Source organism: Micromonospora sp. NPDC049257, assembly GCF_040678915.1.
GTDB lineage: Bacteria > Actinomycetota > Actinomycetes > Mycobacteriales > Micromonosporaceae > Micromonospora > Micromonospora antibiotica.
The window spans coordinates 167,700-179,911 of record NZ_JBFAQU010000002.1; the positions used below are offsets into that span (position 1 = coordinate 167,700).

At 74.0% G+C, this 12,212-nt stretch carries 12 protein-coding genes and 1 pseudogene; 4 read left to right on the plus strand and 9 right to left on the minus strand.

The features are described 5' to 3' along the window. Positions 1-41: 41 nt before the first annotated feature. Positions 42-845: an indole-3-glycerol phosphate synthase TrpC gene (gene trpC / locus AB0K25_RS04675; protein WP_176738808.1), complete on the minus strand. Its 804-nt coding sequence runs from the start codon at positions 843-845 to the stop codon at positions 42-44. A gap of 477 nt (positions 846-1,322) precedes the next feature. Here trpC and AB0K25_RS04680 point away from each other — a divergent pair, with 477 nt between their 5' ends. Beyond that, the gene (locus tag AB0K25_RS04680; protein ID WP_357536949.1) at positions 1,323-1,634 is read left to right on the plus strand and encodes a hypothetical protein; all 312 of its coding nucleotides are present in this window, start codon (positions 1,323-1,325) and stop codon (positions 1,632-1,634) included. Here AB0K25_RS04680 and AB0K25_RS04685 read toward each other — a convergent pair. The 6 genes and pseudogenes from AB0K25_RS04685 to AB0K25_RS04710 all read right to left on the minus strand — a co-directional run bounded on the left by AB0K25_RS04685 (position 1,627) and on the right by AB0K25_RS04710 (position 6,934). After that, complete coding sequence (locus AB0K25_RS04685; RefSeq protein WP_357536993.1) at positions 1,627-2,154, minus strand: Trp biosynthesis-associated membrane protein; 528 nt, start codon at positions 2,152-2,154, stop codon at positions 1,627-1,629. The two genes, AB0K25_RS04680 and AB0K25_RS04685, sit on opposite strands and share 8 nt — an antisense overlap. 80 nt (positions 2,155-2,234) lie before the next feature. Beyond that, complete coding sequence (locus AB0K25_RS04690) at positions 2,235-3,788, minus strand: anthranilate synthase component I (protein WP_357014006.1); 1,554 nt, start codon at positions 3,786-3,788, stop codon at positions 2,235-2,237. Next, positions 3,785-4,198, minus strand: coding sequence for a phosphoribosyl-AMP cyclohydrolase (gene hisI / locus AB0K25_RS04695; RefSeq protein WP_308291109.1), 414 nt, complete (start codon positions 4,196-4,198; stop codon positions 3,785-3,787). The genes AB0K25_RS04690 and hisI overlap by 4 nt, the downstream gene beginning before the upstream one ends. Positions 4,199-4,357: 159 nt before the next feature. Then, positions 4,358-5,314: pseudogene (locus AB0K25_RS04700) on the minus strand (hypothetical protein); the annotation flags it as partial. Positions 5,315-5,564: 250 nt separating this feature from the next. Beyond that, positions 5,565-6,551 (minus strand): aldo/keto reductase, encoded by a 987-nt coding sequence (locus tag AB0K25_RS04705; RefSeq protein WP_208569695.1) that lies wholly within the window; start codon positions 6,549-6,551, stop codon positions 5,565-5,567. After that, a complete protein-coding gene (locus AB0K25_RS04710) occupies positions 6,548-6,934 on the minus strand; it encodes a MerR family transcriptional regulator (protein ID WP_208569696.1) in 387 nt (128 codons plus the stop codon). The genes AB0K25_RS04705 and AB0K25_RS04710 overlap by 4 nt, the downstream gene beginning before the upstream one ends. 106 nt (positions 6,935-7,040) lie before the next feature. Between AB0K25_RS04710 and AB0K25_RS04715 the strand changes: the two genes are divergently transcribed. From AB0K25_RS04715 to AB0K25_RS04725, 3 genes are read left to right on the plus strand one after another with little or no spacing between them, the layout of a single operon-like run. Continuing rightward, positions 7,041-7,781 carry an ABC transporter ATP-binding protein gene (locus AB0K25_RS04715; RefSeq protein WP_219463875.1) on the plus strand — a complete coding sequence of 247 codons (741 nt, stop codon included), beginning with the start codon at positions 7,041-7,043 and terminating at the stop codon, positions 7,779-7,781. Beyond that, a complete protein-coding gene (locus tag AB0K25_RS04720; protein WP_219463877.1) occupies positions 7,778-8,533 on the plus strand; it encodes an ABC transporter permease in 756 nt (251 codons plus the stop codon). The genes AB0K25_RS04715 and AB0K25_RS04720 overlap by 4 nt, the downstream gene beginning before the upstream one ends. Positions 8,534-8,538: 5 nt before the next feature. Then, positions 8,539-9,132, plus strand: a complete 594-nt coding sequence (locus AB0K25_RS04725; RefSeq protein ID WP_219463879.1) for a TetR family transcriptional regulator — start codon at positions 8,539-8,541, stop codon at positions 9,130-9,132. Between the two features lie 168 nt (positions 9,133-9,300). Here the strand turns inward: AB0K25_RS04725 and AB0K25_RS04730 are convergent, their stop codons facing one another. Together AB0K25_RS04730 and AB0K25_RS04735 are read right to left on the minus strand one after the other, a co-directional pair. Continuing rightward, the gene (locus AB0K25_RS04730) at positions 9,301-10,038 is read right to left on the minus strand and encodes a DUF2470 domain-containing protein (protein WP_357536952.1); all 738 of its coding nucleotides are present in this window, start codon (positions 10,036-10,038) and stop codon (positions 9,301-9,303) included. A 223-nt stretch (positions 10,039-10,261) separates the two neighbouring features. Beyond that, entirely contained in the window at positions 10,262-12,049 is a 1,788-nt protein-coding gene (locus AB0K25_RS04735) for an ABC transporter ATP-binding protein (RefSeq protein WP_308290857.1), read from the minus strand. Between the last annotated feature and the right edge of the window lie 163 nt (positions 12,050-12,212).

Consider the following 12,212-nt stretch of genomic DNA (forward strand, 5'->3'; position numbering starts at 1 on the left):
TCATCGCGATGTCCTCTCGCTGCGCAGATCTGCCCGTCGGGTCAGCGCGCCGGGCGGGGCGTGGCCGGGTGGTTCCCGGCGTTGACCAGCTCGGCGACCGCCTCACGGGGGCTCTTCTGGGTGACCAGCCCCTCGCCCACCAGGACGGCGTCGGCGCCGGCCGAGGCGTACCGGATCAGGTCGTGCGGACCGCGCACGCCGGACTCGGCGATCTTGACGACGCTGCTCGGCAGGCCGGGGGCGATCCGTTCGAACACCGACCGGTCGACCTCCAGGGTACGCAGGTCACGGGCGTTGACCCCGATCACCTGCGCGCCGGCCTCCAGGGCCCGGTCGGCCTCCTCCTCGGTGTGCACCTCGACCAGCGCGCACATGCCGAGCGACTCGATCCGCTCCAGCAACCCGACCAGGGCGTTCTGCTCCAGCGCGGCGACGATCAGCAGCACCAGGTCGGCACCGTGCGCCCGGGCCTCGTGCACCTGGTAGCTGGAGACCACGAAGTCCTTACGCAGGACCGGCACCTGCACCGCAGCCCGCACCGCCGCCAGGTCGTCGAGTGAGCCACCGAACCAGCGCCCCTCGGTCAGCACACTGATCGCCCGGGCACCACCCGAGGCGTACTCGCCGGCCAGCTCGGCCGGGTCGGCGATCTCGGCCAGTCGGCCCCGGCTCGGTGAGGAACGCTTCACCTCGGCGATCACGGCCACGCCGGGCTTGCGCAGGGCCGCGTACGCGTCCAGCGGCGGCGGCGCGGCGGCGGCCAGTTCGCGCAACCGCTCCAGCGGAAGCTGCTCCTGCCGTCGCGCCACATCCTCGCGGACGCCGGCCAGGATCTCGTCGAGCACGCTTGCGGACGCCGCCGAACCGGCCCCGTCCCCCTCTGCGTGCGCATGCTCAGCAGTCACCAACGGACTCCCCTCTCCGGGTGTCATGGGCCGATGCTAGGGGGCGCCACCTGGCGACAAGTGCCGGGGGTATGGCGCTCCTCACGAGATGGGCTGTGGCATGATGCCGGACCTCCGGTGAACGGAATGTCACACAGCGCCACCGTACCCGTCGGCGGGTGTCATCGACATCCGTCGTCCGGAGCCGCCCGGACCATCGATAGACGCCCATATGCGTTATGAGATCACGTTCCGGCGCACCGCGCAGCTCGGCCCGGTCGAGGCGGCTGTGACGAAACTCAAGGATCTCCGCCCGGTGCAGGTGGGGGCCGTTGACCGGCCCGTCACCAGGGCGAAACGTGAACCGGGCAGCATCGGTTTCGGGCAGACTCGACCATGCGCCTGCCCACCATCGGATCTCATCGTGCGGGGTGACCTATGAGCACTGCGGGGCCGAACGCCGGCATCGGACTCACCACCATCTCCCGAACCGTCGCCTCGCTGGCCGTCGAGGTGGTGCACACCCTGGAACGGGTCGTCGCGGGCGAGGGGCGGGTACGCACCGCCCGGGGCAACGCCTGGGAGGCGGTCTGCGCCGACCGGGCGCGCGCCGACCAGCGCGCCGAGCTGGACCGCCTGGTCGCCGAGCTGGCCGCCACCCGGGCCGCGGCCCGGGACCGGCACCCGGGTCAGGACCGGCGGGCCGTTCGGGACCAGCGCGCCACCTGCGCGCCGCAGCCGGTCAGCTGACCGTCGGGTCCTCACCCCGGTCGAGCGCGTCCCACGCCGCCCGGTTGCCCCCCTCGGCGATCGGCCGACCGTCGGGCCGGTCCGGCCCGGTGGCGCGCGCCGTCCGCTCGTAGCGGGCACCCATCGTCGGCCAACCCGCGCCGCGCAGCGCGGTGAGCAACCCGCCTCCGGCCGCCACCAGGCCGCCGAGCAGGCAGAGCGCCGGCCACTGCCGGTGCGCCTCAGCCCCCGGGTCGACGGCCAGCCCGTAACCGCCACCGGCCGCCACCGCCAGGCCGAGCAGGGCGACGAAACCACCCAGCAGCCGCCGCAGCCGCCCCCGGGTGGCCAGCACCGCACCGCCACCGGCCAACGCGACCAGCGCCAACGCGGACAGCCAGGGCAGCAGGTCCGCCCCGGAGCGGTCCTGCCGGGCCGGCGGCAACGCCCCCCGGGCGAGCACCTCCACCGACCAGGTGCGGGTCGCCGTCCAGGTGGCCAGGCCCGCCCCCGCCAGGCAGAGCAGCACGGCGTACGTCAGCTCACGCCGCCCGGAGGTGGCCGAACCGCCGGATTCCGCCGGACCGTCGGGGACAGCCGGACCGTCGGAGGCGGTGCCGCTCACCGGGCCGGTCGCAGGGTCTCGGCGGCGGCGATGGCAGCCAGCACGGCGGCGGCCTTGTTCCGGGTCTCCTGGTCCTCGGCGGCCGGATCAGAATCGGCCACCACCCCCGCCCCGGCCTGCACGTACGCCCGGCCGTCGCGGATCAGCGCGGTCCGGATCGCGATCGCCATGTCGAGGTCGCCGCCGAACCCGAAGTAGCCCACGGTGCCGCCGTAGAGCCCTCGGCGCACCGGCTCCAACCCTTCGATGATCTCCATGGCGCGGACCTTCGGGGCCCCGGACAGGGTGCCGGCCGGGAAGGTCGCGGCCAGCGCGTCGAAGGCCGTCCGGTCCTCGCGCAGGGTGCCCACCACCGTGGAGACGATGTGCATCACGTGGCTGTACCGCTCGATGGTGGCAAACTCCGGCACCTGCACGGTGCCCGGCTGGCAGACTCGGCCCAGGTCGTTGCGGCCCAGGTCGACAAGCATCACGTGCTCGGCGCGTTCCTTCGGGTCGGCCAGCAGCTCGGTGGCGAGCCGGGCGTCGGCGACCGGGGTGGACCCGCGCGGCCGGGTGCCGGCGATCGGGTGCAACATCGCCCGCCGCTGCCCGTCGGTGTCGGCGTTGACCTTGAGGTGCGCCTCCGGGGACGAGCCGACGATGTCGAACCCGTCGAAGCGCAGCAGGTACATGTACGGGCTCGGGTTGGTCGTCCGCAGCACCCGGTAGACGTCCAGCGGGTCGGCGTCGGTGGCCCGCTCGAAGCGTTGGGCCAGCACGATCTGGAAGCACTCGCCGGCCCGGATCGCCTCCTTCGCCGCCTCGACCGCCTTCGGGTAGCCGCCGTCCGGGGTGCGGCTGACCACGTCGCCGGCCGGTGGCCGACCCACCGTCGAGATCATGGGCGGAATCGGTCGGGACAACGCGGTGGTCATCGCGTCGAGCCGCCCCACCGCGTGGTGGTAGGCGGCGGTGACCCGGTCGGCCCGGTCCGGGTCGGTAAGCGGTGGCAGCACCGCGTTGGCGACCAGGATCGCCGACCCGTCGTAGTGGTCCAGCACCACCAGGTCGGTGGCGAGCATCATGCCCAACTCCGGCACCCCGAGGTCGTCCTCGGTCAGCTCGGGCAACCGCTCGAACCGGCGGATCAGGTCGTACCCCAGGTAGCCGACCATGCCACCGGTCAGCGGCGGCAGGCCCGCCGCCGGGTCCGGGGTGCCACCGGCGAGCGCCTCGACGGTCTCCCGCAGCACGTGCACCGGGTCGCCGGAGACCGGCACGCCGGCCGGCGGGGTGCCGGTCCACTGCGCGACGCCGTCCCGTTCGACCAGGGTGGCGCTGCTGCGCACCCCGATGAACGAGTACCGCGACCAGGCCATGCCGGCCGAACCGACACCCTGCTCGGCGGACTCCAGCAGGAACGTTCCCGGCCCGCCGGCCAGCTTGCGGTAGACCCCCACCGGGGTCTCCGCGTCGGCCAGCAGCCGGCGGGTCACCGGCACCACCCGCCACCGGGCCGCCGCCGCCACGAACCCCGCGAGATCCGGGCTGAGCGCACCGTCGGTCATCGCTGGACCCCCTGACCGGTGACCGGGAGTTCGGTGAAGAAGCAGGTGTGTTCGCCGGTGTGGCAGGCAGCGCCGACCTGGTCCACGCCGACCAGCAGCGCGTCGCCGTCGCAGTCCAACGCCACCGAACGGACGTACTGGTGGTGGCCGGAGGTGGCGCCCTTGACCCAGTACTCCTGCCGGCTGCGCGACCAGTAGGTGGCCCGGCCGGTGGTGAGGGTGCGGTGCAGCGCCTCGTCGTCCATCCAGGCGACCATCAGCACCTCGCCGGTGTCGTGCTGGCGCACGACTGCGGCCACCAGGCCGTCCGGGGTGCGGCGCAGCCGGGCGGCGATGGCCGGGTCGAGACGGGACGGGCGGGCCGCGTCGGCGGGTCCGCCGTCGCTGGGGGCAGAGTCAGGTACGGGCACAGTTCCCGATTGTCCCGCACGCGGTGCGGGCACCTGCGCCCCGTCCCCGACCGCCCGGGACAACTGGGCGACGTAGCGGTCCAGCCGGCCATCGTGCAGCGCCAGGGCGAGGTCCGGGCCGGCCGTCTCGGCAATCCGGTCGGCGTACGGGCGGACCAGCGGGAGCACCCCGGCCACCAGGCGGGCCGCGGCGACGCCGACCTCGGCGGCGGCAGCGGGGCGTACCCCCAGGCAGCGCAGCATGTCGTCGCGGTAGCCCGGCGGCGCGACCGGCAGGTCCAGGGCGGCGGCGAAGGCGGCCCGGCGGGACACCACCCGCACCCCCGGGTTGGCCGGGCGCAGCACGCACGGGCAGAGCCGGGCCAGGTCGGCGGCGGCCAGCCGGACGCCGAGCGGGTCGTCGGCGGCCAGCGCCCCGGCCACCTTGCCGAGGGTGGCGACCAGCTCCTCCAGCCGGGGCTGGTCGGCGGGCTGGCAGAGCACGGGCAGGTCGATCCGGCGACGCCAGGTCGGGTCGGCCCAGAGCAGCCGGGTGGGGGTGGTCACCGGCAGCCCGAACGCCCAGTCGGCGGGTTCGCCCAGCCGGTCGACCCAGGTGCGGACGTCCCGCGCGGCCACCGAGACGTGCACGATCCGCCCGTCGACCTCGGTCAGGTAGGCGCGACGGGTGTCGTACGGCGTCTCGGCCGGCCGGCCCGTGCCACCCGGACCGGCGCGGTCGGCGTCGACCGGGGTCGTCTGCCGGGCCGGACCGGTCGGGCCCGGTGCGGACGGCGGACCGGCCCGGCGCGGGCCCGGCGCGGGACCGACCCGCTCGGGCGGCCCCGGCGCAGCGGCCCGGCGCGACAGGGCCGACGGCCCCGCACCGGGCGGGGACGCCGGGTCCGAGGGCGGTGACGGGTCCGACAGCGGTGACAGGTGCCACGGATCCGCCGGGACGGGCCGGCCGGTCGCGGTGACCAGGACGTCGAGGTCGACGTCACTGTAGGCGGTGGCGGCTGACCGGGCGTGGCTGCCGCGCAGCAGAATCCCGACCACCGGACGCTCGGCGGAGGCCCGTAACCGGTCGGTCCAGTCGGCCAGGAAAGCGGCCTCCGGCAACGGAGCGTGATCCACCGCGCCATCGTGCCGTACGTCCGATCAGGTCCGCAATGCCCGAAGGCGGACATCCTGTCCGGTCAGAAGGCTAGCGCCCGGTCCGAAGGCTGAAGCCCGGGTCGGGGCTAAAGACCGGTAAGAAGGCTAGCGCCCGATCCGAGGGTAGGGCCGCAGGTGCTGACGGTCGCCTGAGCACGCGGCCCGATCCGGACACCGGCCGAGGTGACCGGATCGGGCCGTTCGTGGTGAGAGAGGCGACCGGCGCAGGTCAGTGGCCGACCGTCCGCATCCCGGCTGCCGCGTACCGCTCGCCGGCCACCGCGTCGGCGGGGACCGCCTCCCGCAACCGGGCCTGTTGGGCGGCGGTGAGCCGCAGATCGGCGGCGGCGGTGTTCTCCTCCAGGTAGCGGACCCGCTTGGTGCCCGGGATCGGGAGCACGTCCGGGCCCTGGGCGAGCAGCCAGGCCAGGGCGGCCTGGGCCGGCGTGCAGCCGATCTCGTCGGCCACCGCCCGGACGGCGGCCACCAGGCGCAGGTTGGCGTCGAGGCTCTCCGCCGCGAAGCGGGGAGCCGCCGCCCGCCAGTCACCCTCGGCGAGCTGGTCCCGCCCGGTGATCGCCCCGGTGAGCAGCCCCCGCCCGACCGGTGAGTACGCCACCAGGGCCACCCCCAACTCCCGGCAGGTGTCCAGCATCTCCCCCTCGACGTCCCGGGTGAACAGGGAGTACTCCATCTGCACGGCCGAGATCGGGTGCACCGCGTGGGCCGTACGCAGGGTCGCCGGGCTGACCTCGGACAGGCCGAGCCGGCGCACCTTGCCCGCCTCGACCAGCTCGGCCATCGCCGTGACGGTCTCCTCGATCGGGGTGCCCGGGTCACGGCGGTGCAGGTAGTACAGGTCGATGGTGTCGACCCCGAGCCGCCCGAGGGAGGCGTCACAGGCCTCCCGGGCCCAGGCCGCGCTGCTGTCGACGCGAACCCCGGAGCCGTCGGGGGTGCGTCGGTTGCCGAACTTGGTGGCCAGGAAGACCTCGTCGCGGCGGGCCCGCACCACCGGGGCGAGCAGCCGCTCGTTGGCGCCGAAGCCGTACATGTCGGCGGTGTCGAGGTGGTTCACCCCCAGGTCGAGGGCGCGGTGCAGGGTGCGCGTCGACTCCGCGTCGTCCGGCCCGCCGTAGGCGAAGCTCATCCCCATGCAGCCCAGGCCGATCGCGGAGACCTCCGGACCGTCGGCCCCCAGCTGTCGACGGATCATCGCCCCTCCTCCGCGCAACGGTAGATTTCGATCTTGTAGTTGAGCACCTTGAGGTCCTCCTCCAGTTCGGCCATCCGGGTCAGTACCCGGACCCGGTGGGCTTCGAACAGCGCCCGTCGGGCGGCCCGCGTCCGGTCGCCCTGGCGGGCCAGCTCGGCGTACCGGCGCATGTCACGCACGGGCATGCCGGTGCGGCGCAGCCGGGTGAGCAGCATCAGCCAGTTCAGGTCGGCCTCGGTGTAGCGGCGGCGGCCGGCCGAGTCGCGGCCGACCGGGGCGACCAGCCCTTCCTGTTCGTACCAGCGCAGTGTGTAGGTGGTCAGGCCGACCCGGGCCGCCGCCTCGCCGACCGACAGGACTCTCTCCCGCGTGCTGATGTCCACGTGCCCCAGGTTCTCAGTTCGAGCGTGCTCGAAGTCAACCGTTGCGCGACACCGGGTAATTCATCTAGCGTTGATTTCAACACAAGATGAGTTTTGAGGAGGCGCGATGGACGACGCCATCGCCGTCCGCGACCTGGTCGTCGACCGGGGTCGACGACGGGTGCTGGACGGCATCGGCTGCACGGTGCCGCGCGGCGCGGTCACCGGGCTGCTCGGCCCGAGCGGCAGCGGCAAGACCACCCTGATGCGGGCCGTGGTCGGGGTGCAGACGATCAACTCGGGCACGGTCACCGTGCTGGGTCGACCGGCCGGCGCGGCCGAGCTACGCCGCCGGGTCGGCTACCTGACCCAGGCCCCCAGCGTCTACGTCGACCTGACGGTCCGGGAGAACGCCCGCTACTTCGCCGCCCTCCAGGGGCGTACCGCCGCCGACGCCGACGCGGCGGTCACCGACGTCGGCCTGGCCGCCGCCGCCGGCCAACTGGTCGGCACCCTCTCCGGCGGGCAACGCAGCCGGGCCTCACTGGCCTGCGCGCTGGTCGGCGAACCGGAACTGGTCGTCCTCGACGAGCCCACCGTCGGGCAGGACCCGGTGCTACGGGCCGACCTGTGGGCCCGGTTCCACGCCCTGGCCGCCGCCGGGACCACCCTGCTGGTGTCCAGCCACGTGATGGACGAAGCGGCCCGCTGCGACCGGCTGCTGCTGATCCGCCACGGCCGGCTGATCGCCGACGACACCCCCGACGCGGTCCGCGCCGCGACCGGGGTGGACGACCTGGAAGAGGCATTCCTGCGCCTCATCCGGGCCGGCGAGGCCGGCCCGGCGGACATCGGGGAGGCGGCGTGAACCCGACGATCCTGGCCGCCACCACCGGGCGCATCCTGCGTCAACTGCGACACGACCGGCGTACGGTGGCGCTGCTGGTGGTGGTGCCGACGGTGCTGCTCACCCTGGTCTACTACATGTACGCCGACCAGCCCGCCCCACCCGGGCGACCGTCCCCCTTCGACCGGGTGGCCCTGGTGATGCTGGGCTTCTTCCCGTTCATCATCATGTTCCTGGTGACCAGCATCGCGATGCTCCGGGAACGCACCAGCGGGACGCTGGAACGGCTGCTCACCACCCCGCTGGGCAAGCTCGACCTGCTCTTCGGCTACGGCATCGCGTTCGGGCTGGCCGGGGTGGTCCAGTCGACCGTCGCCGCCGCCGCGGCGTACCGGCTGCTCGGGCTGACCACCGCCGGGTCCGCCGCGCTGGTCGTGCTGATCGCCGCGGTCAACGCGGTGCTGGCCGTCGCGCTGGGGCTGCTGTGCAGCGCCTTCGCCCGCACCGAGTTCCAGGCGGTGCAGTTCATGCCGGTCGTGGTCGCCCCGCAACTGCTCCTGTGCGGGCTGTTCGTGCCGCGCGACCAGATGGCCGGCTGGCTCCAGGCCGTCAGCGACGCGCTGCCCCTGTCGTACGCGGTGGAGGCGCTCCAGGAGGTCGGCGCGCACCCCACACCGACCGGCCTGATGTGGCGCGACGTGTCGATCGTGGCCGGCGCGGCGGTGGTGGCCCTGGTGCTGGCGGCGGCGACCCTGCGCCGGCGCAGCGGGTGAGCCCGGTGACCCGACGCACCGGCCGCCGCCCCGGCAACCAGGACACCCGGGAGGCGATCCTCGCCGCCGCCCGGTCGGCGTTCGCCGAACGCGGTTTCGACGCGACCTCGATCCGGCAGGTCGCCACCGCCGCCGGGGTCGATCCGGCCCTGGTCCACCACTACTTCGGCAGCAAGGAGGAGCTGTTCCGGGCCACCGTCGACATCCCGGTCGACCCGGCCGCGCTGCTGCCCGCCGTGCTGGCCGGCGACCCGGACGGGATCGGGGAACGGCTGGTCCGCACGTTCCTCGGGGTGTGGGACTCGCCGGCCGGCGGGGCGGCGGTGGCGCTGCTCCGCTCGGCGAGCAACAACGAGTGGACGGCCCGGCTGATGCGCGAGTTCCTGACCACCCAGGTGCTGCGCCGGGTGCTCGACCAGCTCGACCTCGACCCGGCGGAACGGCCGCTGCGCGGCGCCCTGGTCGCCACCCAGATGATCGGCCTGGCCATGATGCGCTACGTCATCCGCCTCGAACCGGTCGCCTCCGCCACCCCCGACACCCTGGCCACAACCCTCGGCCCCACCATCCACCGCTACCTCACCGCCCCCCTCCCCTAACCCCGCCCCGGCGACGCCCTGCCCCGGCGACGCCCCGCCCCGGTGATGCCCTGCCCCGGTGATGCCCCGTCCCGGTGATCAAGAGGTTTACGTCACGAAAGCCGCCCGGCATGACGCAAACCTCTTGATCACCGGGGCAGGGGGCGGGGGTGGGAGCGGGGGTGGGGGTCAGGGGTGGGGGTGGGCGGGGGTGGGGAGGTGGAGCAGGGGGTGCAGGAGGTGGGGCAGGTCCGCCGGGTCGGTGACCGGGTGGGGGAACGGCAGGCGGGTGCGGCGGCGGTCGCCGGGTCGGCCGTACGCCACGACCAGGCCGTAGCGGTCCAGGCGTACCACCCGGGGCTCGTCGCCGGTCAGCCGGAGCCGACCGCGCAGGTACGCGACCGTCTCCGGCCCGTGGCGGTTGGCGAGATCGGCCAGCAGCGCGGCCTCGTCGGCGTGCAGCGGGTCCGGCTCGGCGGCGGCGTACTCGCCGGGATCGACCCGGTGCACCACACCGGCGGTCTCCAGCCGGGCCTCGACCACCTCGAAGCGGTGCAGCCGGAAGCGGCTCCCGACGTCGAGCAGGTCGCCGGTCGGGTCCACGGCGGCGAAGTCGACGGCGGCGCGACGGGCCGACTCTCCGTCCAGTGGCACCGCCCAGCCGGAGACCCAGGCCCGGCCGGCCGAGGGCGCTCCGGCGGCCGGAGGCAGATCGAGCACGTCGAGCACCACGGCGACGTCCCGGGCGACCCCCGGGTCGAGCTCGGCGGCCAGGTCGCTGAAGACCGGGACGAGCAGCAGCACCCGCCCCTCCACGTCGGTGGCGTGCCGGACGTGGAACGGCCCGGGTCGGTGGGCGAGATGCACCAGGCCGGGCAGCCGACCGGCCACCAGGGTACGGATCAGCTCAGCAGGGGTCGGGGCCACCGGGCACCTCCGATAAAGGTTAGCCTTACCTAACCCGCAGCGTAGAGCACCCGGGCGACCACGTCCACCGACCGCCGATTCCGCAGGGACACGCTGCTCGGCGGCACGGACCCGGCGGCCGGTCGCCCGTCACCGGCACCGCGCCGGACGTCAGCGGGCCTGCGCCAACCAGCCAGCCGAAGCGTCCACAGCAGGTGGCAGGGCGGTGTCTGGTGCCGGCCGGTCAGCGGGTCTGTTCCAACCAGGAGGCGTAGAGCAGGCCGTAGACCGAGTCGGGGTCACGGAGGAGTTCCTCGTGCGGGCCGCGCTGCACGATCCGACCCCGGTCCACCACCACCACCTCGTCGGCGGCCTGCGCGGTGGAGAGGCGATGCGCGATGGCCAGCGTGGTACGACCCCGGGTCACCGCGTCCAGGGTGCGTTGCAGGCGTACCTCGGTGGCCGGGTCGACGGCGCTCGTCGCCTCGTCCAGCACCAGCAGATCCGGATCCGCCACGTACGCCCGGGCCAGCGCCACCAGCTGCCGCTCCCCGACGCTCAACGCCTCCCCCCGCTCCCCCACCGCAGTGGCCAGACCCGCCGGCAGACCGTCCAACCAGTCGGCCAGCCCCAGCTCGGTGAACGCGGCGGTGAGCTGCGCGTCGGTCAGCTCGGGGCGGGCGAAGCGGACGTTCTCCCCGACCGTGGCGTCGAACAGGAACCCGTCCTGCGGCACCATCACCACCCGGGACCGCAACGAGTCGAACCGCACCTCGTCCAGCGGCACCCCGGACAGCAGCACCCGCCCCTGCGTCGGGTCCATCAGCCGGGTGAGCAGCTTGGCGAAGGTGGTCTTGCCGCTGCCGGTCTCGCCGACCACCGCCACCCGGCTCTTCGCCGCGATGTCCAGGGTGACGCCGTGCAGCACCGGCGGCCCACCCGGATAGGCGAACGTCACCCCGGCGAAGCGGATGTCCAACGGCCCGGCCGGCAGCTCCCGACCCTGCTCGCCCGGGTCGGCCACGTCCGGCGCGATGTCGAGCACGTCGAGCACCCGCCGCCAGCCGGCAATGGCGTTCTGCGCCTCGTTGAGCACCTCGGTGGCGATCTGCACCGGCTGGATGAAGAGGGTGACCAGGAAGAGGAAGGCGGTGAGCTGGCCGACGGACAGCGTCCGGTCCACCCCGAGCGACACCCCGACCACCACCACCCCGGCCAGTGCCACCCCGGCCGCCAACTCCCCCACCGAGCTGCCCATGATGCTGATCCGGATCGCCCGCTGCTGGGCCACCCGCTGCCCGTCGATCGCCTCGTCCAGCCGGCGGGCCGTCCGCCCGGACACCCCGTACGCCCGGATCACCGGCGCACCCACCACGCTCTCGGCGATCGTGCCGAGCAGGGTGCCCATCCGCTGCCGGACCACCCCGTACGCCCCGGCCAACCGGCGCTGCAGCAGCCGGATCATCAGCACCGCCGGGGTGAACGCGACGAGCACCACCAGCGTCAACTGCCAGGAGTACGCCAGCATCACCGCCGTGGTGACCACGAGCTGGCCCAGGTTGACCAGGAGGATGACCCCGCCCCACTGGAGGAAATGGGTGATCTGGTCGACGTCGCTGGTCACCCGGGAGACCAGCGAACCGCGCCGCTCGGACTGCTGGTGCAGCATCGACAGGTCGTGCACGTGCCGGAACGCCCTGGTCCGGACGTTGGCCAGTGCGGTCTCGCTGACCGTGAACAGCCGCCGCATCATCAGGTACCCACAGGCGGTGGTGACCACCAGCACCGCCGTGGTGGCGGTGACCACCGTGACGATCACCCCGAGGTCCGGACCACCGGGTACGGCGATCCCCTGGTCGATGCCGCGTTGCACGGCGACCGGGACCGCCACCCGGCCGACCATGTAGACCAGCGCCAGGGCGATCGTGCCGGCCAGTCCGGTACGCAGCTCGGGCGAGAGCGCCAGCCCCCGGCGCAACGTCTGCCAGGTCCCCTCGACCCGTTCGTCCCCGCCACCCACATTCGCGCTCACCGGCGTCGACCCTTCGTTCGCGACTGCGGGGCTCCGCTGCGCTGCACTCCTCGCGCTCACCGAACCAACCCTTCGTTCGCGACTGCGGGGCTCCGCTGCGCTGCACTCCTCGCGCTCACCGAACCAACCCTTCGTTCGCGACTGCGGGGCTCCGCTGCGCTGC

What these genes read in the sequence shown, in the direction of transcription:
- AB0K25_RS04680 (WP_357536949.1), top strand. Translation starts at nt 1,323, where the DNA reads ATGAGCACTGCGGGGCCGAACGCCGGCATCGGACTCACCACCATCTCC.
- AB0K25_RS04705 (WP_208569695.1), bottom strand. Translation starts at nt 6,551, where the DNA reads ATGATCCGTCGACAGCTGGGGGCCGACGGTCCGGAGGTCTCCGCGATC.
- AB0K25_RS04715 (WP_219463875.1), top strand. Translation starts at nt 7,041, where the DNA reads ATGGACGACGCCATCGCCGTCCGCGACCTGGTCGTCGACCGGGGTCGA.
- AB0K25_RS04690 (WP_357014006.1), bottom strand. Translation starts at nt 3,788, where the DNA reads ATGACCGACGGTGCGCTCAGCCCGGATCTCGCGGGGTTCGTGGCGGCG.